General features: G+C 61.8%; 19 protein-coding genes and 1 pseudogene. 3 read left to right on the forward strand and 17 right to left on the reverse strand.

Annotated features, from left to right (window positions below):
- Positions 1 to 72: 72 nt before the first annotated feature.
- The 11 genes from hutG to hutC all read right to left on the reverse strand — a co-directional run bounded on the left by hutG (position 73) and on the right by hutC (position 13,486).
- Positions 73 to 876: an N-formylglutamate deformylase gene (gene hutG / locus F8N66_RS20395; protein WP_150771906.1), complete on the reverse strand. Its 804-nt coding sequence runs from the start codon at positions 874 to 876 to the stop codon at positions 73 to 75.
- A gap of 10 nt (positions 877 to 886) precedes the next feature.
- Complete coding sequence (gene hutI / locus F8N66_RS20400; RefSeq protein ID WP_150771907.1) at positions 887 to 2,092, reverse strand: imidazolonepropionase; 1,206 nt, start codon at positions 2,090 to 2,092, stop codon at positions 887 to 889.
- Positions 2,093 to 2,222: 130 nt separating this feature from the next.
- Positions 2,223 to 3,755, reverse strand: coding sequence for a histidine ammonia-lyase (gene hutH / locus F8N66_RS20405; RefSeq protein WP_150771908.1), 1,533 nt, complete (start codon positions 3,753 to 3,755; stop codon positions 2,223 to 2,225).
- Positions 3,756 to 3,873: 118 nt separating this feature from the next.
- Positions 3,874 to 5,397: a histidine ammonia-lyase gene (gene hutH / locus F8N66_RS20410; protein ID WP_150771909.1), complete on the reverse strand. Its 1,524-nt coding sequence runs from the start codon at positions 5,395 to 5,397 to the stop codon at positions 3,874 to 3,876.
- Positions 5,398 to 5,539: 142 nt separating this feature from the next.
- Entirely contained in the window at positions 5,540 to 6,370 is an 831-nt protein-coding gene (locus F8N66_RS20415; RefSeq protein ID WP_150771910.1) for a quaternary amine ABC transporter ATP-binding protein, read from the reverse strand.
- Positions 6,367 to 7,218 carry an ABC transporter permease gene (locus F8N66_RS20420; protein WP_034148578.1) on the reverse strand — a complete coding sequence of 284 codons (852 nt, stop codon included), beginning with the start codon at positions 7,216 to 7,218 and terminating at the stop codon, positions 6,367 to 6,369. The genes F8N66_RS20415 and F8N66_RS20420 overlap by 4 nt, the downstream gene beginning before the upstream one ends.
- A gap of 215 nt (positions 7,219 to 7,433) precedes the next feature.
- Complete coding sequence (locus F8N66_RS20425; protein ID WP_150771911.1) at positions 7,434 to 8,402, reverse strand: ABC transporter substrate-binding protein; 969 nt, start codon at positions 8,400 to 8,402, stop codon at positions 7,434 to 7,436.
- 69 nt (positions 8,403 to 8,471) lie between these two features.
- Entirely contained in the window at positions 8,472 to 9,941 is a 1,470-nt protein-coding gene (locus F8N66_RS20430; protein ID WP_150771912.1) for a purine-cytosine permease family protein, read from the reverse strand.
- Between the two features lie 142 nt (positions 9,942 to 10,083).
- The gene (gene hutU / locus F8N66_RS20435) at positions 10,084 to 11,766 is read right to left on the reverse strand and encodes a urocanate hydratase (RefSeq protein WP_150771913.1); all 1,683 of its coding nucleotides are present in this window, start codon (positions 11,764 to 11,766) and stop codon (positions 10,084 to 10,086) included.
- 443 nt (positions 11,767 to 12,209) lie between these two features.
- Positions 12,210 to 12,779: a HutD family protein gene (locus F8N66_RS20440; protein ID WP_150771914.1), complete on the reverse strand. Its 570-nt coding sequence runs from the start codon at positions 12,777 to 12,779 to the stop codon at positions 12,210 to 12,212.
- Positions 12,776 to 13,486 carry a histidine utilization repressor gene (gene hutC / locus F8N66_RS20445; protein ID WP_170948611.1) on the reverse strand — a complete coding sequence of 237 codons (711 nt, stop codon included), beginning with the start codon at positions 13,484 to 13,486 and terminating at the stop codon, positions 12,776 to 12,778. The genes F8N66_RS20440 and hutC overlap by 4 nt, the downstream gene beginning before the upstream one ends.
- 146 nt (positions 13,487 to 13,632) lie before the next feature.
- Between hutC and F8N66_RS20450 the strand changes: the two genes are divergently transcribed.
- Positions 13,633 to 14,997, forward strand: a complete 1,365-nt coding sequence (locus tag F8N66_RS20450; RefSeq protein WP_150771915.1) for a formimidoylglutamate deiminase — start codon at positions 13,633 to 13,635, stop codon at positions 14,995 to 14,997.
- A 107-nt stretch (positions 14,998 to 15,104) separates the two neighbouring features.
- On the opposite strand, the gene F8N66_RS20455 is transcribed toward F8N66_RS20450, so the two are convergent.
- Together F8N66_RS20455 and F8N66_RS20460 are read right to left on the reverse strand one after the other, a co-directional pair.
- Entirely contained in the window at positions 15,105 to 15,674 is a 570-nt protein-coding gene (locus F8N66_RS20455; RefSeq protein ID WP_150771916.1) for a lipocalin family protein, read from the reverse strand.
- 31 nt (positions 15,675 to 15,705) lie between these two features.
- The gene (locus F8N66_RS20460; protein ID WP_095192283.1) at positions 15,706 to 15,960 is read right to left on the reverse strand and encodes a hypothetical protein; all 255 of its coding nucleotides are present in this window, start codon (positions 15,958 to 15,960) and stop codon (positions 15,706 to 15,708) included.
- Between the two features lie 294 nt (positions 15,961 to 16,254).
- On the opposite strand from F8N66_RS20460, the pseudogene F8N66_RS32205 reads away from it, so the two are divergent.
- Together F8N66_RS32205 and F8N66_RS32210 are read left to right on the forward strand one after the other, a co-directional pair.
- Positions 16,255 to 17,277: pseudogene (locus F8N66_RS32205) on the forward strand (cache domain-containing protein); the annotation flags it as partial.
- A 93-nt stretch (positions 17,278 to 17,370) separates the two neighbouring features.
- Positions 17,371 to 18,135: a methyl-accepting chemotaxis protein gene (locus F8N66_RS32210; protein ID WP_412070749.1), complete on the forward strand. Its 765-nt coding sequence runs from the start codon at positions 17,371 to 17,373 to the stop codon at positions 18,133 to 18,135.
- Positions 18,136 to 18,249: 114 nt separating this feature from the next.
- Here the strand turns inward: F8N66_RS32210 and F8N66_RS20470 are convergent, their stop codons facing one another.
- The 4 genes from F8N66_RS20470 to F8N66_RS20485 all read right to left on the reverse strand — a co-directional run bounded on the left by F8N66_RS20470 (position 18,250) and on the right by F8N66_RS20485 (position 24,730).
- Positions 18,250 to 18,852 (reverse strand): DUF924 family protein, encoded by a 603-nt coding sequence (locus F8N66_RS20470; protein ID WP_150771918.1) that lies wholly within the window; start codon positions 18,850 to 18,852, stop codon positions 18,250 to 18,252.
- Between the two features lie 3 nt (positions 18,853 to 18,855).
- Complete coding sequence (locus F8N66_RS20475) at positions 18,856 to 19,866, reverse strand: class 1 fructose-bisphosphatase (protein ID WP_150771919.1); 1,011 nt, start codon at positions 19,864 to 19,866, stop codon at positions 18,856 to 18,858.
- A gap of 293 nt (positions 19,867 to 20,159) precedes the next feature.
- Positions 20,160 to 21,530 carry a DUF3999 domain-containing protein gene (locus F8N66_RS20480; RefSeq protein WP_150771920.1) on the reverse strand — a complete coding sequence of 457 codons (1,371 nt, stop codon included), beginning with the start codon at positions 21,528 to 21,530 and terminating at the stop codon, positions 20,160 to 20,162.
- Positions 21,527 to 24,730, reverse strand: a complete 3,204-nt coding sequence (locus F8N66_RS20485) for a DUF2339 domain-containing protein (RefSeq protein WP_150771921.1) — start codon at positions 24,728 to 24,730, stop codon at positions 21,527 to 21,529. The genes F8N66_RS20480 and F8N66_RS20485 overlap by 4 nt, the downstream gene beginning before the upstream one ends.
- Positions 24,731 to 24,850 lie beyond the last annotated feature (120 nt).

The raw sequence follows: 24,850 nt of genomic DNA on the forward strand, positions 1-24,850 counted from the left end.
CAGCCTGCGGCAGCTCCTACAGGGTTTTGTGTCGACCTGTAGGAGCTGCCGCAGGCTGCGATCTTTTGATTTTTATCCTTTGTAGTGTTGCTGCCCCCAAGCCAGCAAGCCTTGCAACAACTCCTTGAGTACCACCCGCGTTGGCTCCGCCAGATCCGCCCGATAGCGGAACGGTTCGAACTCTTCCATATAAGTGCACTGGCCCAGTTCCAGTTGCACGGCATGGATGTTTTGCGCCGGGTTGCCGTAGTGACGGGTGATGTGACCGCCCTTGAAACGACCGTTCAGCACATGGCTGTAGTCCGGGTGCGCGGCGCAGATCGCTTCCAGTTGAGTCGCCAGCTGAGGATCGCAACTGGCGCCGTTGAAGGTGCCGAGGTTGAAGTCCGGCAGTTTGCCGTCGAACAGGTGCGGGATCAGCGAGCGGATCGAGTGCGCATCGAACAGCAATGCATAGCCGAACTCGGCTTTGAGTCGCGCCAGTTCCTGCTGCAGGGTGCTGTGGTACGGCGTCCAGATCTGCTCCAGATAGGTCGCGCGCTCGGCTTTCGAAGGTTCCAGCCCTTCGCGGAACAGCGGCACGCCGTCAAACAACGTCGCCGGGTACAGGCCGGTCGTGGCGCCGACGTACAACGGCTTGTCATCGGACGGACGGTTCAGGTCAATGACGAACCGTGAATACTCGGCCGCCAGGGTGCTGGCGCCCAGTTCGGCGGCGAAGTCGTAGAGCTGCGGGATGTGCCAGTCAGTGTCCGGCAGGCTTTGCGCCTCGGGGATCAGCCCGGCCTCGACCGCAGGGGTCAGGCGCACACCGGCGTGGGGCATGCTGATCAGCAGCGGCACGCGGCCTTGTTTGAAGTTCAGAACCTTATCCACAACTGCTCTCCTACAGGCTTGTTTCGACGCCGTGACGCACGACGCGTTTTTCCAGATCACCGCCCAGCCAGTACGACAAGTCGGCCGGACGATCGATTTGCCAGGCGACGAAATCCGCGACCTTGCCCGCCTCGATCGAACCGTGGGTGTCGGCCATGCCCAGTGCGCGGGCGGCATGGATCGTCGCGCCCGCCAGGGCTTCTTCCGGGGTCATGCGGAAACAGGTGCAGGCCATGTTCAGCATCAGGCGCAACGACAGCGCCGGCGAGGTGCCGGGATTGAGGTCGCTGGCGATGGCGATGTTCACGCCGTGCTTGCGCAGGGCTTCCATCGGCGGCAACTGGGTTTCACGCAGGAAGTAGAACGCGCCCGGCAGCAGTACGGCGACAGTACCGGACGCGGCCATGGCAATGGCGTCTTCTTCGGTCATGAATTCCAGGTGGTCGGCGGACAACGCGTGGTAACGCGCCGCCAGGCTGGAACCGTGCAACGACGACAACTGCTCGGCGTGCAGCTTCACCGGCAAGCCAAGTTTTTGAGCGGTGATGAACACCCGCTCGACCTGCGCCGGGGAAAACGCCAGGTATTCGCAGAAGGCGTCGACCGCATCCACCAGCCCTTCAGCGGCCAGGGCCGGGAGCATTTCAGCGCAGATGTGATCGATGTAATCGTCGGCGCGATCCTTGTACTCCGGCGGCAAGGCGTGAGCGGCCAGGCAGGTGCTGCGCACGCTGACGGGCAGTTCGGCACCGAGGCGACGGGCCACCCGCAGCATTTTGCGTTCGTTGGCCAGGTCGAGGCCGTAGCCGGATTTGATTTCGATGCTGGTGACGCCGTCGCGCATCAGGCTTTTCAGGCGCTTGGCGGCGCTGGCGAACAACTCGTCTTCGCTCGCCGCACGGGTCGCGCGCACCGTGCTGGCGATACCACCACCGCTGGCGGCGATTTCCGCGTAGCTGACGCCTTGCAGGCGCTGCTCGAATTCGCCGCTGCGATTACCGCCGAACACCGTGTGGGTGTGGCAGTCGATCAGGCCCGGTGTCACCCAGGCCCCGTTCAAATCATTGACCGCCGGGTATTCGCCCGTCGGCAGTTCACTGCGCGGGCCGACCCACTCAATGTGCGCACCGGACGTCACGATGGCGGCATCCTCGATGATCGAGTACACGCCTTGGGCCATGGTTGCGACGTGGCAGTGTTGCCAGAGGGTTTTCATCCCTTAGTCTCCACAGTATTCAAAATCGATTCGCTGTAGGAGCTGCCGAGTGCAACGAGGCTGCGATCTTTTGATCTTGCTTTTAAAAGATCGCAGCCTCGTTGCACTCGGCAGCTCCTACAGGGGGCCATTACAGGCTAGGCAGCAACTTCGCCGTGACCAGTTCATTCAGGCAACGGGTTGCCAACAACTCGCTCGCCGCATTGATGTCCGGCGCAAAGAAGCGGTCCTTCTCATAGAACGGCACTTCCTTGCGCAGAATTGCCCGGACTTTTTCCAGTTTCGGCGAAGTCTCCAGACCATTGCGCAGGTCCAGGCCCTGAGCGGCGGCCAGCCACTCCACAGCCAAAATCCCACGGGTATTTTCGGCCATTTCCCACAGGCGCTTGCCGGCCGCCGGGGCCATGGACACGTGGTCTTCCTGGTTGGCGGACGTCGGCAGGCTGTCCACCGAATGCGGATGGGACAGCGCCTTGTTTTCACTGGCCAGTGCCGCCGCCGTCACCTGGGCGATCATGAAACCGGAGTTCACACCGCCATTGGCCACCAGGAACGGCGGCAGTTGCGACATGTGCTTGTCCATCATCAGCGAGATGCGACGCTCGCTCAGGGAGCCGATTTCCGCGATGGCCAGCGCCATGTTGTCGGCGGCCATGGCCACCGGCTCGGCGTGGAAGTTGCCGCCGGAAATCACGTCACCTTCAGCGGCAAACACCAGCGGGTTGTCGGACACGGCGTTGGCTTCGACCGCCAGCACGTCGGCGGCCTGGCGGAACTGGGTCAGGCAGGCGCCCATGACTTGCGGCTGGCAGCGCAGGGAGTACGGGTCCTGGACCTTTTCGCAGTTCTCGTGGGAATCGGACACTTCACTGCGCTCGCCCAGCAGATCGCGGTAAGCCGCGGCGGCGTCGATCTGGCCTTTCTGGCCACGGGCCGCGTGGATGCGTGCGTCGAACGGCGAGCGCGAGCCCAGCACGGCTTCAACGGTCAGGCCGCCCAGCGCCAGGGCACCGGCGAACAGGTCTTCGCCTTCGAACAGGCCACGCAGGGCAAACGCGGTGGACACCTGCGTGCCGTTGAGCAGCGCCAGGCCTTCTTTCGCGGCCAGGGTCAGCGGGGTCAGGCCGGCGACTTTCAGCGCCTCCTTGGCTTCCATCCACTCACCCTTATAGCGGGCCTTGCCTTCGCCCAGCAGCACCAGCGACATGTGTGCCAAAGGCGCCAGGTCACCGGAGGCACCGACCGAACCTTTCAATGGAATGTGCGGGTACACCTCGGCGTTAATCAGGGCGATCAGTGCGTCGATCACCACGCGGCGAATACCGGAGAAGCCACGGCTCAGGCTGTTGACCTTGAGCACCATGACCAGGCGCACCAGGGCGTCGCTGATCGGCTCGCCGACACCGGCAGCGTGGGACAACACCAGCGAGCGCTGCAGGTTTTCCAGGTCTTCGCTGGCGATGCGGGTCGAGGCCAGCAGGCCGAAACCGGTGTTGATGCCGTACGCGGTGCGGTTTTCGGCGAGGATCTGTTCCACGCAGGCGACGCTGGCTTCGATCTGGGCCGAGGCGCTGTTGTCGAGGGTCAGTTTCACCGGCTGCTGATAGACATCACGCAGTTGGGCCAGGCTCAGTTGACCGGGAATCAGGTTAAGCGCAGTCATTTTTAGCTCCTTTTGAGAGTTTTTTAATTAACTACCAGACGCTCCGGAAATGTCCGTTGTCCGTCGCTTCCCGCCTTTTGGGCGGGCTGGCGCCTTGGCACGCTGGTGTTGGGAAAAATCAGTTCAGATTCGGTAACGCCTTTTGCAGCAAATTCGGATCTTTCAAAACGCTGGCAGCCGCAGCGATATCCGGCGCCAGCCAGCGATCCTGGTCGTAGGCAGGAACGCGCTCACGCAACAGACGCCACGCCGCATCGGTGCCGGCGCCGAAGCGTTGCTCTTTCAGGAATTCAAACGCCTGGGCGGCCAGCAGGTACTCGATGGCGAGGATCTGCGTGCAGTTTTCCAGCGCGCGATGCAGCTTCAGCGCGGCATTGGTGCCCATGCTCAAGTGATCTTCCTGCAGCCCGGAGGTGACATAGTTGTCGAGCACTGCCGGTTGCGCCAATTGGCGGTTTTCCGCGCACAGCGAAGCGGCAACGTATTGCACGATCATCATCCCGGAGTTCACCCCCGGATTGGCCACCAGGAACGCCGGCAGGCCGCTGACGTGCGGGTTGATCAACCGGTCCAGGCGACGCTCGGCGATGGAGCCGATTTCCGCCATGGCAATGGCCAGCAAGTCCGCTGCCAGCGCCACCGACTGACCGTGCGGGTTGGCCTGGGACATCACACGGAAGTTGTCCGGCGTCCCCAGCAACAGCGGATTATCGGTGCAGCCGTTGAGTTCTGTTTCGATCTGTTTGATCGCGTGCTCAAGCTGGTCGCGAGCCGCGCCGTGAACCTGCGGAATCGAACGGATGCTCAACGCATCCTGGGTGCGAATGCCTTTGCTCTGGGCAATCACTTCACTGCCATCAAGCAACGCCCGCAGGTTGATCCCGACCTGTTGCATGCCCGGATGCGGCTTGAGCGCGATGATCTCGGCATCGAACGCAGCGATCTGGCCACGCTGGGCCTCGAAGCTCATGGCGCTGATCACGTCGGCCCATTGCAGCAGGCGCGCGGCATCGGCAATCGCCAGGCAGCTGAGGCCGCTCATGCACGGCGTGCCGTTGACCAGGCACAAACCGTCCTTGGCGCCGAGTTGAACCGGTTGCAGGCCCTCTTCCGCCAGCGCCTGCTGTGCGGAGACGATTCGCCCGCGATAGCTGACGTTGCCGACACCCAGCAGCGCGATGCCAATGTGGGCCATGTGAGTCAGGTAACCGACCGAACCCTGGGACGGCACTTGCGGGGTAATGCCACGGTTGAGCAGCGCCAGCAGCGCTTCGACCACCTGGCGGTGAATGCCGGACTTGCCCTGGGAGAAATTGCGAATCGCCGCGCACATGATCGCCCGGGTCTGTTCGTCGGTCAGTGGCGCACCCACGCCACAGGCGTGGCTGAGCAGGGTATTGCGTGACAGTTGAGTGAGTTGTTCACCCTTGAGCGATACGTTCGACAAGGCGCCCAGGCCGGTGTTGACGCCATAAGCGCGTTCACCGCTGATGACAATGCGCTGGACGATCGCCTGGGCATTATCGATGCGTGCCCAGACCTGCGCCGACAGCTCGATCTGTGCGCCATGGCGGGCGACTGCGACCACATCCTGCCAACGCAACGGGGCATCGGCGATAACGATTTTTTCAGCCTGGGACATCATTAACCTCGTGCGTACGACCTGAATATTTTGTGCAGCATTACCACCGCCTTCGCGAGCAAGCCCGCTCCCACATTGGAATGCGTTCACCTGTGGGAGCGGGCTTGCTCGCGAAGGGGCCGGCACAAACGCCGCAAACCTCTTAAACCACCGCCGCCCGTCGCTGCACGAACCGGTCGACGTACTCATCCGCCGGCGAATGCAGGATCTCCCGTGGCGTGCCGACCTGGATCAGGCGGCCGTCCTTGAGGATCGCGATGCGGTTGCCGATGCGCACGGCCTCGTCGAGGTCGTGGGTGATGAAGACGATGGTCTTGTGCAGGGTCTTTTGCAGCTCCAGCAACTGGTCCTGCATCTCGGCGCGGATCAGCGGGTCGAGGGCACTGAAGGCTTCGTCCATCAGGATGATGTCGGTGTCCGCCGCCAGGGCACGGGCCAGGCCCACGCGCTGGCGCATGCCACCGGAGAGCTGGTGCGGGTATTTGTTTTCGTAGCCCTTGAGGCCCACGGTGTTGATCCAGTGCAGCGCGCGTTCGGTGCACATCTGCTTGCTCTCGCCACGGATTTTCAGGCCGTAGGCGACGTTGTCCACCACGGTCTTGTGCGGCAGCAGGCCGAAGCTCTGGAACACCATGCTGATCTTGCGACGGCGAAATTCGCGCAGGGCTTCCATGTCGTATTGCAGGATGTCCACGCCGTCCACCAGGATCGCGCCGCTGGTCGGGTCGATCAGGCGGTTGAAGTGGCGCACCAAAGTGGATTTGCCCGAACCGGACAGGCCCATGATCACGAAAATCTCACCGCTGCCGATGCTCAACGACAGGTCGTTCACGCCGACCACGCAGCCAGTGTCGGCCAGTACCTGATCCTTGGTCTTGCCCTGGCCGACCATGGCCAGCGCTTCCTTGGAACGGTTGCCGAAAATCTTGAAGACGTTTTTGACTTCGATCTTGCTCACGGTTGCGTTGTTCATTTGCTCACCTCATGCCGTGCACGACCGTACGCCTGTGTAATGCGGTCGATCACCACTGCCAGAATCACGATCGCCAGACCGGCTTCCAGGCCACGTCCGACGTTGAGGGTCTGAATCCCCACCAGCACGTCTTCACCCAGGCCACGGGCACCGATCATCGAGGCGATGACAACCATCGACAGGGCCATCATGGTGGTCTGGTTGATCCCGGCCATGATGCTCGGCAGGGCCAGCGGCAGTTGCACGCCGAACAGTTGCTGCCAGCGGTTGGCGCCGAAGGCGTTGATCGCTTCCATCACCTCGCCGTCAACCTGGCGGATGCCCAGGTCAGTCAGGCGGATCAGCGGCGGTGCGGCATAGATCACGGTGGCGAAAATCGCCGGGACCTTGCCCAGGCCGAACAGCATCAGCACCGGGATCAGGTACACGAAGCTCGGCATGGTCTGCATGATGTCCAGCAACGGCATCAGCACCGAGCGCAGGCGATTGCTGCGCGCCGAGAGAATGCCCAGCGGAATGCCGATCAGCACCGAAATGATCGTGGCGACCATCATCAGCGCCAGGGTCTGCATCAGCTTGTCCCAGAGGCCGACCGCGCCCACCAGGAACAGCAGGCCGACGATCACGGCGGTGGTCACGACCTTGCGGGTGGCGTGCCAGGCCACGCCGGCCACGATCGCCAGCATCAGCCACCAGGGCGCCGCACGCAGCAGCCCTTCAAGATTGACGATGGCCCACAACAGGGTGTCGGAGATGTGCCGGAACACGTCGCCGTAGTTGGTGACCAGCGAATCGACCCAACCGTTGACCCAGTCGGCGATGGAAAAGGTAAAGCTTTCGGGAAACATAAGAGACTCTCAATCAAGGGCTTTAGAGCACCGAAAAGCTGTGCTCTAAAGCTTGCCCTTATAAACAAGCTGTTTGAAAACGTAGCGAGCGAAGGCAAGACAAGGCGAAAGCAGGCGAGAAAGCGGAGTTGACTTTAGTCAATGAGCATTTCGAGTCTGCTTTCAACGCAGTATTGCCTCGCGTAGAGCCGTAGGCTCCCAGCACGCAGTAGTTTTCAAAGCGCAGCGTCGATCTTTTTGGCTGCGTCTTCGCTCACCCATGCGTGCCAGACTTCAGGATGTTCCTTCAGGAAGATCTTCGCCAGTTTCGGCGACTCGATGCGTTCCTTGCTCATGCGACCCAGGTTCTGGTTCAGCAGGTCGATGGGCAGGTTGACCTTTTCGAACACGCTCACCAGCTCCGGCGCTTCATCGTGGAAGGTCTTGGACAGGCCGACCTTGATGGTTACGGTTTTGTTCACGCCCGGCTTCTCTTCGAGTTTCACCGCGTCGACCAGGCCCATCAGCGGCGTTGGCGACCAGTAGTAGAACAGGATCGGCTCGCCACGCTTGTAGCTCGACAGCACGGCGGCATCCAGTGCCGGGCCGGTGCCTGGGCGGAAGTTGGTGTAGGAGCTTTCCAGGCCGTAGCTTTTCAGCATTTCGCTGTTGTCCAGCTCACAGGTCCAGCCGGCCGGGCAGTTGTAGAAACGGCCCTTTGAGGGCTCTTCGGCGTCCTTGAACACCGCGGAGTACTTGGCCAGGTCGGCGATGTTTTTCAGGTCCGGGGCCTTGGCTTCCAGCTTACGCTTGGCGTCGCCTTCGATCACGTAGCGCGGCACGTACCAGCCTTCGACGGCACCCACGACCGGAGCACCGACACCCACCACCTTGCCGGCTTTCTCGGCCTTGTTCCAGACCTCGCTGCGCCCGACCCACTCTTCGGCGAACACCTGGATGTCGTTGCTGCTCAGGGCGTTTTCCATGGTGATGGAGTTGCCCGGCAAGCTGTCAGTCTTGCAGTCGTAGCCTTTTTCCAACACGACTTGCAGCACGTCGGTCAGCAGCATGGCGCTTTCCCAGTTCAGGCCGGCGAATTTCACCGGTTTGCCCGACTCGCACCAACCCGCCGCCTGAGTGGCGCCGGCGCTGGCCAGCAGGCCCATGGAAAGCAATGTGGTCAGCAGGGTCTTGTTCGATTTCATTGTTTTGACGCTCCTAATCATGAATTGGCTTACGGCAGTCAAGAGGCATCCAGCCCTGTCCACGTCCAATCAGGCCTGCGCCGCAGCGCGACCGACGTTCAGCTTTTGTTCGGTGACCACGCCCTGCTCGACCGGCAGGATCAGTTGATCGGGCACTGTGCCGTGCCATTTTTTTGCACACACGTAATACAGCGCTGCGGGAACCACCAGGCCGATGATCCAGGAAATATCCACGTCACCCAGGGTTGCCACCAGCGGACCGGTATAGAACTTGGTCGAGATGAACGGCAGTTGTACCAGCACACCGAAGACGTAGACGCTGATACCGAGCAGGTTCCAGCGACCGTAGCGACCGTTCGGGTCGGCCAGCGCCGGTACGTCATAACGCTCGCGGGTGATGCAGTAGTAGTCCACCAGGTTGATCGCGCTCCATGGCGTGAAGAACGCCAGCAGGAACAGGATGAACGACTTGAACGCACCGAGGAACGAGTGCTGGCCGAGCAATGCCATCAGGGTCGCGGCACCGACGATGACCAGCACCCACACCAGACGCTGCAAGCGCGTGACCTTCAGGTCACCACGGAAGCCGCTGATGATGGTCGCGATGCACATGAAGCTGCCGTAGGAGTTCAAGGTGGAGATGGTGACCTTGCCGAACGCGATGCTGAAGTACAACAGCGCAGCGGTGGCACCACTGCCGGCGAATCCAACGATGTAAGCCACTTCATGACCGGCGTATTGGCCATTGGCGGAGGCCGCAGCGAACACGCCCAGGATCATCGCCACCTGGGCGCCAATTACCGAACCTGCGCCGGCGGCGAAAAAGGTTTTCACCGACGACGTCTTGCTCGGCAGGTAGCGTGAATAGTCGGCCACGTATGGGCCGAAAGCGATCTGCCAGGACGCCGCGAGCGACACCGCCAGCAGGAAGCTGCTCCAGCTGAAGTGGCGGATTTCCAGCAGTGCGCCCACGTCGGTCTGGCTCATCAGGCGGCTGAACAGGTAAACAAAGGCAATGACACCAATGACGCTGGCGACACGGCCAATCCAGTGGATCACCCGATAACCGAGCACCGTCACCAGCACAATGACGCTGGCGAAGATCAGGATACCAACGGTGTCACTGACGCCGAACAACTGCCCCAGCGCCTGGCCTGACAGCACGGTGCCCGTGGCGGTGAAACCGAGGTACATCAGACAGACCAGCACGATCGGGATCGCCGCGCCATAAACGCCGAACTGCACCCGGCTGGAAATCATCTGCGGCAGGCCAAGCTTGGGCCCTTGCGCCGCATGCAGCGCCATGACCCCACCGCCGAGCAGTTGACCGATCAACAGACCGATCAACGACCAGAACACATCGCCGCCCAACACGACGGCCAGGGCCCCGGTGACAATCGCGGTGATTTGCAGGTTGGCCCCCATCCACAGGGTGAACTGGCTAAACAGACGACCGTGTCTTTCCGCTTCCGGGATGTAGTCGATCGAGCGTTTCTCGATCAACGGTTTGTTGCCTGCACGCTCGCTGTTAACAGCCATGGTTCAACCTCTGTGGATTGTTATTCTTGGTTGGTGATCTTCTGTAGGAGTGAGCCTGCTCGCGATGAGGCCGGCAGATTCAACATCTGCGTTGGCTGATAGATCGCTATCGCGAGCAGGCTCGCTCCTACAGGGGCAAGCATTACTTGCCGGTAATCATCGGCAGGTTCAGCCCTTGTTCCTTGGCGCAGTCAATGGCGATCTGGTAACCGGCATCGGCGTGACGCATGACGCCGGTCGCCGGGTCGTTGTGCAGCACGCGAGCGATACGCTCGGCCGCTTCGTCAGTACCGTCGCAGACAATCACCATGCCCGAGTGCTGGGAGAAGCCCATGCCGACGCCGCCGCCGTGGTGCAGGGAGACCCAGGTGGCGCCGCTCGCGGTGTTGAGCAGGGCGTTGAGCAGTGGCCAGTCGGATACGGCATCGGAACCGTCCTGCATCGATTCGGTTTCGCGGTTCGGGCTCGATACCGAACCGGAGTCCAGGTGGTCGCGGCCGATCACGATCGGAGCGGACAATTCGCCGCTGCGCACCATTTCGTTGAACGCCAGGCCGAGCTTGGCGCGCAGGCCCAGGCCTACCCAGCAGATACGCGCCGGCAGACCCTGGAAGCTGATGCGCTCGCGCGCCATGTCCAGCCAGTTATGCAGGTGGGCGTCGTCCGGGATCAATTCCTTGACCTTGGCGTCGGTCTTGTAGATGTCTTCAGCGTTGCCCGACAGCGCAGCCCAGCGGAACGGGCCGATACCACGGCAGAACAGCGGACGGATGTAGGCCGGTACGAAGCCCGGGAAGTCGAATGCGTTTTCCACGCCTTCTTCCTGGGCCATCTGGCGGATGTTGTTGCCGTAGTCGAAGGTCGGGACGCCTTGTTTCTGGAAGTCGAGCATCGCTTTGACGTGCACGGCCATCGATTGCTTGGCGGCCTTGATCACAGCCGCCGGCTCGGTCTTGGCGCGAGCGCGGTACTCTTCCCAGGTCCAGCCAGCCGGCAGGTAACCGTTGAGCGGGTCGTGGGCGCTGGTCTGGTCGGTGACCATGTCCGGACGCACACCGCGCTTGACCAGTTCCGGCAGGATTTCTGCGGCGTTACCCAACAGCGCGATGGAAATCGCTTTGCCTTCCTGGGTGTATTTGGCGATGCGAGCCAGCGCGTCGTCGAGGTCTTTGGCTTGCTCGTCGACATAACGGCTTTTCAGACGGAAATCGATGCTGACCTGCTGGCATTCGATGTTCAGCGAGCAAGCGCCGGCCAGGGTTGCAGCCAGCGGCTGAGCGCCACCCATGCCGCCCAGGCCAGCGGTCAGGACCCACTTGCCGGTCAGGTCATCGTTGTAGTGCTGGCGACCGGCTTCGACGAAGGTTTCGTAAGTGCCCTGGACGATGCCCTGGCTGCCGATGTAGATCCAGCTGCCGGCGGTCATCTGGCCGTACATGGCCAGGCCCTTGGCGTCCAGTTCGTTGAAGTGCTCCCAGCTGGCCCAGTGTGGCACCAGGTTGGAGTTGGCGATCAGTACGCGCGGAGCGTTGGCGTGGGTCTTGAACACGCCGACCGGCTTGCCGGATTGCACCAGCAGGGTCTCGTCGTCGTTCAGGTGGGTCAGGCTTTCGACGATCTTGTCGTAGCATTCCCAGTTACGTGCCGCACGACCGATACCACCGTAAACCACCAGCTCCTTAGGGTTCTCGGCGACTTCCGGGTCGAGGTTGTTCATCAGCATGCGCAGCGGCGCTTCAGTCAGCCAGCTCTTGGCGGTCAGCTTGTTACCGCGGGCAGCGCGGATTTCAACGTCACGAAACTTGGTAGGTTTATTGTCAGTCACGAAAAAGACTCCTCAGCGTTCTATCCAAACCAACCCTGGCGGTGGGTATGCCAGCCTGTGCGCGTCAAAGCGCAACAAGCGAATCAGTGGACGTTGCGGGGAGTCTCGATCGACTCATACGCATACGTCTTTACTTGTACATACAAGCATATGCAATCGAGCGGCCAACTTGTTGGACGGGCATTCAAGAAAAACTCTGAAACAGCCGGAGAGCGCCTGAATCAAGGGTTCTGGCGTAGATGAAATTTTTCGAGGGGATGTGTTGGAAGGCAGAAGGGCTGTTACTTGTGCGGTTTATTGCGCCACGCTGGGGCGTTCGGTAACAAAGTGGTGCGCGTTCGGGAACGCTGAAAGCAAAAGATCGCAGCCTCCGGCAGCTCCTACATGGAATGTGTACACCCTGTAGGAGCTGCCGAAGGCTGCGATCTTTCAAAAATCCTGGATCAGCGCGCAGTCAGCTCAATCACACAGCAGGCACCCTTACTGGAGACTTCCAGCAGTGCGCCGTTACCGACCAGTTGCAGGCAATCATGACGACCCAACTGGCAAGCACTGTTACCGACCTTCACCGCCAGCGCATCGCTGACGCTGAACACCAGCACAGTCCCCGCCTCGCTGAAAAACCGCTGCTCGCCATCCAGCCATTGCAGCCGTGCGCTGTAGCGCTGCGGCGCATAAATCAGGTTGAAATCGCGGATCGCCCCACCCAGCAGGGTGCAGGACACCCGGCTCTCGCCGCTGAAGGCAAACGGATCGATCGGTAACAACGGCCGCGTGACCTGACCATCGACTGACAAGGTCATGCCGTCGCCCTGCAACACAGTGATGATTCGCTCGTAACCGGCGAAGGTGGAAAAACCGCCCGACTCACCGATGTCGGCAATCGACAGGCGCCAGCCAAAGCCATCCAGGCCGGCACCGGCATCGCGGGTGATTTCTTCGGTGCTGCCGCCGCCGTTTTTCCATGGCATGCGCGGGTAATCTTTGGCGCGTAAAACCTTCAACTCATTCATTTGTGGAACCGACCTTCCAGACGATGACGGGAACCCGGGTGAATCAAGCGAGCAGCAGTCACTGGCTGACGACCCGACCAGGTGCGGCGACGAATCAGCAGGCACGGCTCGCCCTTTTCAATCTGCAACAACTTGCATTCAGACGGCTCGGCCAGAATCGCCTCGACCACGTGTTCGCCTTCGGTCAGCGGCGCGACCTGGTTCAGGTAGGCGTAAGGCGTTTGCAGGGTGAAGTCCTGCTTGAGGTACTCCGGCGCCACCAATGCGTTGACGAAGCGGTCTTCGATTTGCACCGGAATGTCGTTTTCGAAATGCACGATCAACGAATGGAAGACTTTCTGGCCTTCACGCATGTCCAGCGCCAGGGCGCGCTCGGAACCGGCGGCCTCTTCTTCAAGGGTGATGACCTTGCAGGTGTGGCGATGGCCACGGGAGGCGATTTCGTCGGCGATGTTGTGCACTTCGAACAGCGCGGACTGGCTTTTCGGCTCGGCGACGAACGTGCCGACGCCTTGCATGCGCACCAACAGACCGTCGGCGGTCATCTCGCGCAGGGCGCGGTTGATGGTCATGCGGCTGAAACCCAACTGGCTGACCAACTCGCTTTCCGACGGAACGCGGTAGTGCGGCGGCCAGTTACCGCTGTCGATTTGCTGGGTGATCATTTGTTTGACGCGGGCGTACAAGGGCGCCGGACTGTCGCCCATGTTCGCGGCCAACGGTGACACTGGGGGCGGAGTCGGCACGGTTAATCCTTGGTCATTGAAGAGAGATTGCTAGCTTGCCGGAGTTTACCGGGCAGGCAAACGTCTGTATATGTATATACAAATAACACACGATGAGGTGCTGAACCATGTCCGCCTTCTTTGCCGAACGCGCGCTGCTGCCTAGTGGATGGGCCAACAATGTACGTCTTGAGGTCAGCGCCGATGGCGTCCTGACCCATATCCAGGCCGATTCCCATGCAGATGGCGCCGAACGGTTGAGCGGTCCGCTGCTGCCGGGCATGCCGAACCTGCACTCCCACGCGTTCCAGCGGGCCATGGCCGGGCTGGCCGAAGTGGCCGGTAATCCGAATGACAGTTTCTGGACCTGGCGCGACCTGATGTACCGCCTCGTCGGAAAAATCAGCCCGGAACAACTCGGCGTCATCGCCCGCCAGCTGTACATCGAAATGCTCAAGGCCGGTTACACCTCGGTCGCGGAATTTCACTACGTGCACCATGACACCAGCGGCCAGCCCTATGCAGATCCAGCCGAACTGGCGCTGCGTATCAGCCAGGCGGCCAGTTCCGCCGGCATCGGCCTGACCCTGCTGCCGGTGCTCTACAGCCACTCCGGTTTCGGTGGCCAGACGCCGAACGACGGCCAGCGGCGCTTCATCAACAGCACTGAAAACTATCTGAAACTGCAATCACGCCTGCAACCGCTGCTGGCTCAGCAGAAGGCCCAGTCGCTGGGCCTGTGCTTCCACTCGTTGCGTGCAGTGACCCCGCAGCAGATCAGCGAAGTGCTGGCCGCGAGCGACAAGCAGGTTCCGGTGCACATCCACATCGCCGAACAGCAGAAGGAAGTCGACGACTGCCTGACCTGGAGTGGCCGTCGTCCGCTGCAATGGCTGTACGAAAACACCGAAGTCGACCAGCGCTGGTGCCTGGTCCACGCCACCCACGCCAACCCGGAAGAAGTCACGCTGATGGCCAGGAGTCGCGCCATCGCCGGCCTGTGCCTGACCACCGAAGCCAACCTTGGCGACGGGATTTTCCCGGCGGTGGATTTTCTCGCCCAGGGCGGGCGCATGGGCATCGGGTCCGACAGCCATGTGTCATTGAGCGTGGTGGAAGAATTGCGCTGGCTGGAATACGGGCAACGCCTGCGCGATCAGCGGCGTAACCGCTTGTACGGGGCGGATCAGCCAATGGTCGGCCGCACGCTGTTCGACGCGGCACTGGAGGGCGGCGCCCAGGCGCTGGGGCAGCCGATTGGCGCCCTGGAAGTGGGCAAACGTGCCGATTGGCTGGTGCTGGACGGCAACGATCCGTACCTGGCGACAGCCAGCGGTGACGGAATCCTGAATCGTTGGTTGTTTGCCGGTGGCGATCGTCAGGTGCGCGATGTGCTGGTCAATGGCCAGTGGGTTGTGCGCGATGGCCGCCATGCTGGCGAGGAAGAAAGTAGCCGGGCTTTCACCCAAGTCCTGCGCGACCTCCTGGGTTGACCCAAAAACCACTGTAGGAGCGAGCCTGCTCGCGATGGTGTGTCAGACACATTGCTGTCACTGATACTCCATCGCGAGCAGGCTCACTCCTACAGGGATTTATGCAATCAGTTGGAGGTCTTGGCCATCTGCGTATCCGACGCCCGCCAGATCAGCCGCGTGGTGTCATAACCCTGCTGGCGCGCCTTGCTCAGCAATTCTTCACGCACCACACCGTTGACCGTCGGGGTGCGCGACAACAGCCACAGGTAACGCCGGCTCGGGTCGCCGACAATGGCGGTCTTGTAGTCGTCGCTGACGTACAACACCCAGTACTCGCCCTTCGCCACACCCGGAATCAGCCTTGAAAACCAGGTATCGAACTCGACCCACAATTTGTCGGTCTTGCCCGGCACCTGTGGATAAGCCGTGCCCTTGACCTCTTCCCATTGCCATTGGGCCGTCAGGCAGCGATTCAGCACCGCCACGTTGCCGTCAGGCTTGAGCGTGTAGTGGGCCTCGGATTGCGCGCAGTCGCGCTGGAAATACATCGGCAGACGGGCCAACTCGTACCAGGTGCCCTGGTAGCGCTTGAGGTTGACGCTGCTGGCGGTCTTGGGCGCCAACGGATCCTGGCCAGAAGTGGCACAGCCGGCCAATACCAGGCCGGCAAAAAGCATGATCAACAACCGCTTCATTATTTTTCTCCCGTGGGCACGTCGCCCCGGATTACTTCAGGCCTTGGCCGGAAAACATCAGCACTTTGTCACCGGCGTACTGCACGCTGATAAAGCTGTTCTTGTCGCCCCAGGTGCAACTGGACATGCCGAGCGCACCTGAACAATCGGCGGGTTTGCCCAGCAGGGTCTCAACCTCGGCCTTGTCCATGCCGGACGAGAGTTTCGAGTAGTTTTCCTGATTGACCTTGCTGCACGCAGCCAACAGCACGCAGAACGAAAGCAGGGCGATGGATCGCAGCGACATGGTGTAACTCCAGGGGCATAGGGGATTGGCATGGCTGCCAAGCAGAACCTTAGAAGAGAAAACCCCTCTTGGGTTCCCTCGCCGAACGCCTATTTATGGGGCCGCTCGTCTGCCTTTCGTCAAGGAATCAACCACTTTGTGCGGCTATCGGGCATTTCGTCGGTTTTATCAAGAAAGCGCCTAATCTTTGGCGCCGCTCAGTCGACATACAAGGCAGCGCAATGCTCATGGATGTCGCCATTGCCCCTCTTTGCCACAAGTCTTACCGCGGTAGCTCATTTAATGACCAGAAACATGAAGTTCAGCCACAAAATCCTGTTGGCTGCCGCCCTCGTGGTGGCCGTTGCATTTGCCTGTTTCATCCTGTTCAACGACTATCGCCAGCGCCAGACACTGCGCAGCAGCACCGAAGCCTCGATGCAGGAACTCGGCAGCCTGACCACCAGCAACATCCAGACCTGGCTGGAAAGCCGCATCCAGTTGCTGCAATCGCTGTCCCAGCAAATCGCCGTGGACGGCAGCGACCTGGCCAGCCTCAAGCGTGCCATCGACCTGCCCGCCTACACCGGTAATTTCCAGCTGAGTTACTTCGGCGGCACCAATGGCGTGATGTTCTCCGTTCCGGCGGGCAACCGCGCGGCGGACTACGACCCGCGCGCCCGTGGCTGGTACAAGGCGGCCAACGGCGCTCAACAGACCATCGTCACAGAACCGTACATCGCGGCGTCTTCCGGAAAACTGGTGATCACCGTGGCCACTCCGGTGAAGCATCAAGGGCAAATGATCGGTGTATCCGGCGCCGACATCGACCTGTCCAGCGTCAGCGCGATCATCAACTCGCTGAACTTCGGCGGTCATGGCCATGCCTTCATCGTCGGCGCCGACGGCAAAATCCTGATCCACCCGGACAGCAAACTGGTGCTCAAGAGCCTGGCCGAGGCCTACCCCAGCGACACCCCGAAAGTCAGCCCGGGCATGAAAGAAGTCGAGATCGACGGCAAGCGCCAGTTCATCTCCTTCACCCACGTCAACGGCGTGCCGTCGGCGGACTGGTATGTGGCGCTGGTACTCGACCAGGACACCGCCTTCGCGATGCTCAGCGAGTTCCGCACCTCGGCGATCGTCGCCATGGTGATTGCCGTGGTGATCATCATTGCGTTGCTGGGCATGCTGATCAATTTCCTGATGCAGCCGTTGCTGACCATGGGTCGCGCCATGCATGACATCGCCGAAGGCGAAGGCGACCTGACCAAACGCCTGAGCATTCACGGCCACGACGAATTCGGCGCCCTGGGGTTGTCGTTCAACCGTTTCGTGGAGCGTATTCACACCTCGATCCGCGAAGTGTCCTCGGCCACCGGCCAGGTCAACGAAGTGGCGCTGCGTGTGGTGGCGGCGTCCAATTCGTCGATGTTCAACTCCGACCAGCAAGCCTCGCGCACCAGCAGCGTCGCCGCGGCGATCAACCAGCTTGGCGCCGCCGCCCAGGAAATCGCCCAGAACGCCGCCCTCGCCTCCCAGCATTCCAGCGATGCCCGCGCCCTGGCCGAGGAAGGCCAGCAGGTTGTGGATAAAACCATCTCGGCGATGCATCAGCTGTCAGCGAAGATCAGCGATTCGTGCGGCAACATCGAGACGCTCAACAGCAACACGGTCAACATCGGGCAGATTCTGGAAGTGATCACCAGCATCTCCCAGCAGACCAACCTGCTGGCGCTCAATGCCGCCATCGAAGCGGCGCGTGCCGGTGAAGCCGGTCGGGGTTTTGCGGTGGTTGCCGATGAAGTGCGCAACCTCGCCCACCGCACCCAGGATTCGGCGCAGCAGGTGCAGAAGATGATCGAGGAGCTGCAAGTCGGCGCCCGCGAAGCGGTCAGCACCATGACTGACAGCCAGCGCCAGAGCGAGAGCAGCGTCGGCATCGCCAACCAGGCCGGCGAACGCCTGGGCAGCGTGACCCAGCGTATCGGTGAAATCGACGGCATGAACCAATCGGTGGCGACGGCGACGGAAGAACAGACCGCCGTGGTGGAATCGATCAACGTCGACATCACCGAGATCAATACGCTGAATCAGGAAGGCGTGGAGAACCTGCAGGCCACCTTGCGCGCGTGTTCCGATCTGGAACAGCAGGCGGCGCGGCTTAAACAGTTGGTTGGCAGTTTCCGGATTTAGTGTCTGCACTGGCCTCTTCGCGGGCAAGCCCGCTCCCACAGTGATCTGTGTTGTTCACAAATCCCCTGTGGGAGCGGGCTTGCCCGCGAAAGGGCCATCAACCGCAATGAAGGTCTAGAACCTTGAACCCGGCCTGGAGAGAAATTCCAATTCCTCAGCCGTAGATTCGCGCCCCAACACCGCATTGCGATGCGGAAACCGCCCAAACTGCGCGATCACTTTCTGATGTTTCTCGGCATAGTCCAGGTAATCGGCAAACAGCGCCCTGTCGTCTTCCGGCTGTTGCGCCAACAGCTCGACGTAGCGAGAGATGCATTCGTTTTGCACGTCGAGATTTTCGCAGTGCTCGAACACCAGATATATAAACACCCGTTGAATGGGTCGTAACTGCCGATCGAAATCCGCAGCGATCCCTTGCGCCACGAGCGCCTGGGCCCGGGCATCGCCGGAATAGGTCTTGGGAGAGTCGCGAAAGATCATTCGCGGCAGTTGATCGAGCAACAGCACCAGGGCCAGCCAACCTTCGGGGCGTTGCGCCCACTCGGTCAATCCGCCGGCCAGTGCCTGTTCGACCAGGTCCCCGAAACGCGTCCGCGCTTCGAGGTCCTGGCTGTCACGCTTGCCGAACCACAACTTGCCCTTCTGCGCCGCCACTTCCTTCGCTGATTCGGCCTCTCCGAACCACCAGTCGAGCAACGGCTGCCAGGGCGCGTTCATGGTTTATTCCTTGTGGTAAGCCGTGGCGCGAGCGACTTCTTCTTTCGAGCCGAGGAACACGGCTACACGCTGGTGCAGGCCATCAGGCTGGATGTCGAGGATACGCTGGTGGCCGTCGGTGGAAGCGCCGCCCGCCTGCTCCACGAGGAACGACATCGGGTTGGCTTCGTACATCAGGCGCAGTTTGCCTGGCTTGGACGGTTCGCGGCTGTCGCGCGGGTACATGAACAGGCCGCCACGGGTCAGGATGCGGTGCACGTCCGCGACCATCGCGGCGACCCAACGCATGTTGTAGTTCTTTTTCAGCGGACCTTCTTCACCTGCCAGCAATTCGCCGACGTAGCGCTGTACCGGGGCTTCCCAGTGACGCTGGTTGGACATGTTGATGGCGAATTCCTGGGTGGATTCAGGAATGGTGATGTTTTCGTGGGTCAGGACGAAGCTGCCCATTTCACGGTCCAGCGTGAAGCCCTTGACGCCGTCGCCCAGGGTCAGCACCAGCATGGTCTGAGGACCGTAGATGGCGTAACCGGCGGCGACCTGCTGGGTGCCTGGCTGCAGGAAGGCCTTTTCATTCAAGGCTTCGTTCTGGCTCAGGTATTCGCTCGGGCAGCGCAGTACCGAGAAGATGGTGCCGACCGGTGCGTTGATGTCGATGTTCGACGAACCGTCCAGCGGGTCGAATACCAGCAGGTAGGCGCCTTTCGGGTATTTGCCCGGGATCTGGTAGGCGTTGTCCATTTCTTCGGACGCCATGCCGGCCAGGTGACCGCCCCATTCGTTGGCTTCGAGCAGGATTTCGTTGGAAATCACGTCGAGCTTCTTCTGCACTTCGCCTTGCACGTTTTCAGTGCCCATGCTGCCCAGAACACCGCCCAGGGCGCCTTTGGATACGGCGTGGCTGATCTCCTTGCAAGCACGCGCCACCACTTCGATCAGGAAGCGCAGATCGGCAGGAGTGTTGTTGCTACGGGTCTGCTCAATCAAATAGCGACTCAGGGTAACGCGGGACATGGAAGGCTCCGGAGGAATGGGGGGCTAAAAACCCGCGCAGTTTAACGCGAGTCGGGGCGCATTTCCTCCTATCAGACGTGATCGGCCGAAGAGAGTTCATGCGCGGGGATTAGCGTAGTTCGAATTGGGCTGCATGTGGGTCGGGGAATGATGGCAATTTCCAGATTTTGTTTGCCTGACAGACCGTATTCGCGAGCAAGCCCGCTCCCACATTTGGCCGCATTTCTGTCGCAGGAACTCGGTCAAATGCGAGAGCGGGCTTGCTCCCGAATGGCGCACAGCGCCAGCCATTCTCAGGATTTGGCGGTTGGTTTGCGCAACAGACTGAACGCCATCGCCGCCAGAAACAGCACACTGAGCAACAACACCGCCCACAGGCCGAACGTCTTCCAGTCGGTGCCCGCCGGCGTCTGCACTGGCGTTGCAACGGGCGCCACGACCACCCCGCCATCAAGCGAAGCCCGGCCCAGCGTCGCCAGCTTCTGCGGGCTGTAATCCGGTATCAGTGTCGACAAGGGCAAATTCGCGGCCTTCACCGTCGCGTTGCCCAACGCCAGCGTGTAAGGCCCCGGCCCCCGCGCCAGAAACACCAGGTGCGTGGCGCGCACGGCGAACTTCAACGCTGGCGCTTGCGCACCCAGGCCACCGCCGCGCTCGTCCACCGTTAACCTGAGCTGCTGCACGGTTTGCCCCGACACCTGCAATTCGTTCTGCACCACATCCTGGCCGCTCTGGGTCAGGCGATACAGCAAGCCGCTGCTCAGGGGCTGCCACGGCAGACTGCTGTCCCGGCGGCCGGCCAGCATGACCGGCGCCAGGCTGTTGGGCTGGTCCAGGTCGATCTGCACGCGTTCGACGCTGACCCCCATCGGCAACTGCCAGATGTACTCGCCCGCCTTCACGCTGCTGCCCGCCAAGGCTTGCGACCACACCAACGGCAGCGGCAGGCTGCGGGAACTGGCGCTTTGCAGCTGCGCCGACGTCAGGATCGGCGCCGACTTCGGCGTACTCCACAACAACCGCAGATAGCGCGCCGACTGTCCCGGGAGGCCGACTTCATGCTGTTCGACCCGTTCGTCGGCAAACGTCAGCCGCGCCACCTGCCCTTCGCCCCAGGACTGCCAATGCTGCAAGTCGTCGCTGGCCTCGATGGTGAATCGCTGGAAACCGTCACGCTCGCTGGTCCAGTCGAGGATCAATTGCTGCAACGGCGCCTTGATACCGCTGGCGTCGAGTAACCAGCCCCGCAGCTCTTCTTCGCCCGCTTCCAGCTGGCTGGAGGGTTGCACTTCGACCAGCGTGCCGTTGGCGCGGGATTGCACGCGCACGCTCGGCGCGCGTTCGGTGGCGTCCGCCGAGGTGTACAGCGGGAACCATTTGACGTCGGTCAGGGTGCGATTGTCGTCGGTCTGCGCGGCTTGCCGAGCCAGGGCGTAGGCCTGCACATCGCCGACCGCATTGAACACGCGCACATCGCCCAGATCGGTCTGGCGCGCATTCAGTTGCGCGGCCAAGGGCAGTTCGAGGCGATACCACGGGCCTTCGCCGCTCACCGACAAGGGCAACTGAGTGGCAAAGTCCGCCGGCTTTTCCTGAGCGCTGGCGGCCAGCGCCATCCCCATCGCAACAGCACCCCACCAGACCAGGTTCAACTTCAGACTCAAGACGACACTCCTTCGGTTTGCGGGGCCGGCTTTTCATCGTCCGACGCCGCCTCGACGCGCTTGGGCGGCAACGGGGCGAAGTAGCCCACCACCAGCAGCAAGACACCCACACCAATGAACGAGACGATCCGGGCGAGGCCACCGCGGTTGCTCAATTCGACAAAGAACAGTTTGGCCACCACGACACCGATCAGCGCCGCGCCAATCAGCCAGACTTCCCGGCGGCCACGCAGATAACCGCCGATCATCAGGCCCAGGGCGATCAGGGTCCAGACAATGGACAGGCCGGCCTGCACCCGCATGGACTCAAGGAGCCGATCCAGCTCGAACGGCACGCCGCTCCACTGGTGCGCCGTGCGCATGACCGACGCGGTGAAGAACACGAACAGCGAAACCCCCGTGATCACCTGAGTGGCCTTGGCTGCGAATTCCCTGTTCACCCCAAGCTGGGTGACGGCGCCGCGGGACCAGACAGACACACCGAACAACGCCAGCATCAGGCCCAACTCCAACGGATTGATCAGCGGCACGTAGGGCAGTGGCTCGGCGCCCCCCTCACTGAAGGCATTCGCCAACCAGAACCAGACGAGCATCAGCAACGCCAGCGGTGCAGCGGCGTACACGCGGTATTCGCGGGCGTAGGGTGACACCGGCCACGGCCAGGCGCGGGGCGCAGCCATCAGCACCAGATACAGGCTCGGCAGAATCGCCCAGCCCAACCAGCGCCAGGCGTTGTATTGCTCGGAAAGCAACAACAAGCCATAGCGCAGTTCCAGGGCCAGCACGCCGATCAACAGCCAGCAGCCGAGTACATGAGCGGCACTCGACGCTTGCGCCGGCAACATCGGTGCCAGGCGCCGAAGCGAGACGAAATGCACCACGAACAGTACCGGCCAGACCAGCCAGCCAAAATCAGCGGCCGGGTGGTAGCGCGAGTACCAGGCCCCCAGCAGCACCAGCGTGGCAGCGGGTATCAACAGGGTGCAGAGCAGCCCCAGCGCTGGCCATTTCAGACGCAGCGCCAACGCCGTCCACAGCGCAACGCTCAGGGTCGCGACAACCAACAGAAGCGTCGCGTGCAGCGGCGACGGTGCAAAGCGCAGCACTTCACTGCCCCACGCCAGCGCCCACCAGGCCGCGCCCCACACCAGCACAATCCGGGACAAAGGCGGCAATCTCAATCGATCAAACGCCATGGCAGGGTGACCGGCTTGCAAGCGCCAGGCACCGACCAACGCCATCACCCCCAGCATCAGCGGTGCCCAGAACCCGCCATGGGCCAGTGGCCGTAACGCTTCGCCGGACAGCGGCCACGATGCGAGAAACAGCAGACCAGCCAACAACTGCACGGCCAGCGCGGTGAACAGCACCGCCCGCGACTCAATACGCACGCCCACCCATAAGGTGACACACCCGGCCAAGGCCCAACTGATCACCGTGCCGTGGATCAGGAAAAACAGGGGCGCCAGCAAATAGAGGAACGTCAGGCCAAGACAGGCCAACACCGGCATGCCTTGGCGCTCCCAGGATTTTGTTTGCTCCGGTAACGCTTTATGCAGCAGGTAAAAGCTGAACAACAGCGCGACACCCAGCATCAGCGCACCCAACGGGGTGCCATCGAGCAGGCTGCCCTCGCCGCTGTGCAATTCGCCGAGAAACGCCAGCGCCGAACCCAGTTGCAGCAATAAGGCAAACGCTCGGGCCAGAGGTCGTTGCTGACGCAGGCCGAGCCAGAAAATCCCCGCGCCCTCCACCGCCCAAGCCGCGGTCGTCCAGCGCGCATCCAGCCCCAACGGAATCGCCAGGCTGGTAAAGATCACAGCCAGGGCCAGGCAGGTTTCCCCCAGCAACACTGCGCGGCCACCCATCAGCAACCGGGCCAGCCCCATGTAGAGCATGCCCAGCGCCAGCGCGCTGAATGCCGCCGCGAACGCCATATGCTGCACCAGGGCGAACTGCAACCCGAAGCCCACCAACGGCGGACCGAACAGCAGCGTGCCATCAACGTAGTCACCCTTGCGTGCAGACCACCGCAACAACGTCTCGCGACTGCCATCCTCGGGCTTGTCGCTCATCTCCAGCAGCTTGCGACGGGCGTACAGCAAGCCGATGGCCAGGTACATCAGGAAGAACAGGATCAGGAACGGCTCGGTGCTCCACAGCAACTCCGGGGTATAAGAGCGCAAGCCCCAGGCAAAACCGATGCCGAAGGTGCCGGCGAAGCCGATGACATTCAGTATGCGCCAGGCCTTGAACCAGGCGATGGCCAGAATGCCAGCGTTGAGCAAGGCGAAATAGCTGAACAGGGCAACGTGGCTACCGGTTCCGGTGGAGGCCAGGATCGGTGCGGCGAAGCCGCCCAGCGCGGCAGCGGCCGCCAGCCCCATGGCATTCTGGGTCAGGGCGAGAATGGCGGAAAACACCGTGATCGCGACCAAAAAGCCAAACGCCGCCGACGGATCAAGCAACGGATGCAGGCGCATCGCTGCAAATACCGTCAGGTACAACACGGCGACCCCGGCGCCTTGCAGCATCAGAGCGTAATGGTGGTTTCGCGCTCGCAGCCACCAGCCCAGCCCGAGCAGCGCCAGCGCCGCCGCCGCAACGCCGGTATAACGCAATTCGATCGGCACCACGATGCCTTCGGTGGCGTAGCGCAGCAGGAAGGCCAGGCCGAGAAACAACAGCACCACGCCGACCCGCAATACGGTGTTACCGCCCAACAACCACGCGCGGGCACGGCTGATGGCGCGCTCGATGACGTTGGGGGCGTGCGCGATAGCGGGTTGTCGCGGTTCTTGCGTGGCCGGCTGCGGTTTCCAGGCATCGACGGGGTGATGTGGACCAGGGCTCGCGGGCTCGAATTCCGGTGGGAGCTCCCAGACCAGCTCAGGGGGTTCGACCGCGGCTTGCGCAATGGCGATGTCGGGGAGCGGGACGGTTTCGCTGGTCGGTGCCGGAGTGTCCAACGCTGTGGCACCAGAGTTTTCCAGAAGTACCAGCCGCTGCTCGACCCCATGCAACGCGACCTGCGTCTGCTCCAGCAGACGGCGCTGCTCGCGGGCCTCGGCGCCCAGACGCCCAATCAGGATGGCCTGGCCGATACCCAATCCGAGCAACGCACCCAGCAGTGCATCGCTGAATGACTCGTCGAGTAGCCAGCCCAGCACCAGGCCCATCAGCATGAAGATCCATTGCATGGTCGATATCCCTAAGCGCAATCCAGGAAGATTAGCGCAGCCAGCTCCAAAAGGATCGCAGCCTTCGGCAGCTCCTACAGGGATATGCGTTCACCCGTAGGAGCTGCCGAAGGCTGCGAT

The sequence above is a fragment of the Pseudomonas fluorescens genome, from assembly GCF_902498195.1.
Lineage (GTDB): Bacteria > Pseudomonadota > Gammaproteobacteria > Pseudomonadales > Pseudomonadaceae > Aquipseudomonas > Aquipseudomonas fluorescens_BU.

Coding starts and splice junctions, on each gene's coding strand:
- hutI (WP_150771907.1), bottom strand. CDS start 2,092: ATGAAAACCCTCTGGCAACACTGCCACGTCGCAACCATGGCCCAAGGC.
- F8N66_RS20440 (WP_150771914.1), bottom strand. CDS start 12,779: ATGAATGAGTTGAAGGTTTTACGCGCCAAAGATTACCCGCGCATGCCA.
- F8N66_RS20455 (WP_150771916.1), bottom strand. CDS start 15,674: ATGAAGCGGTTGTTGATCATGCTTTTTGCCGGCCTGGTATTGGCCGGC.
- F8N66_RS20425 (WP_150771911.1), bottom strand. CDS start 8,402: ATGAAATCGAACAAGACCCTGCTGACCACATTGCTTTCCATGGGCCTG.
- F8N66_RS20415 (WP_150771910.1), bottom strand. CDS start 6,370: ATGAACAACGCAACCGTGAGCAAGATCGAAGTCAAAAACGTCTTCAAG.
- F8N66_RS20430 (WP_150771912.1), bottom strand. CDS start 9,941: ATGGCTGTTAACAGCGAGCGTGCAGGCAACAAACCGTTGATCGAGAAA.
- F8N66_RS20470 (WP_150771918.1), bottom strand. CDS start 18,852: ATGAACGCGCCCTGGCAGCCGTTGCTCGACTGGTGGTTCGGAGAGGCC.
- F8N66_RS20450 (WP_150771915.1), top strand. CDS start 13,633: ATGTCCGCCTTCTTTGCCGAACGCGCGCTGCTGCCTAGTGGATGGGCC.
- hutC (WP_170948611.1), bottom strand. CDS start 13,486: ATGGGCGACAGTCCGGCGCCCTTGTACGCCCGCGTCAAACAAATGATC.
- F8N66_RS20485 (WP_150771921.1), bottom strand. CDS start 24,730: ATGCAATGGATCTTCATGCTGATGGGCCTGGTGCTGGGCTGGCTACTC.
- hutH (WP_150771909.1), bottom strand. CDS start 5,397: ATGTCCCAGGCTGAAAAAATCGTTATCGCCGATGCCCCGTTGCGTTGG.
- F8N66_RS32210 (WP_412070749.1), top strand. CDS start 17,371: ATGTTCAACTCCGACCAGCAAGCCTCGCGCACCAGCAGCGTCGCCGCG.
- F8N66_RS20460 (WP_095192283.1), bottom strand. CDS start 15,960: ATGTCGCTGCGATCCATCGCCCTGCTTTCGTTCTGCGTGCTGTTGGCT.
- F8N66_RS20475 (WP_150771919.1), bottom strand. CDS start 19,866: ATGTCCCGCGTTACCCTGAGTCGCTATTTGATTGAGCAGACCCGTAGC.
- F8N66_RS20420 (WP_034148578.1), bottom strand. CDS start 7,218: ATGTTTCCCGAAAGCTTTACCTTTTCCATCGCCGACTGGGTCAACGGT.
- hutH (WP_150771908.1), bottom strand. CDS start 3,755: ATGACTGCGCTTAACCTGATTCCCGGTCAACTGAGCCTGGCCCAACTG.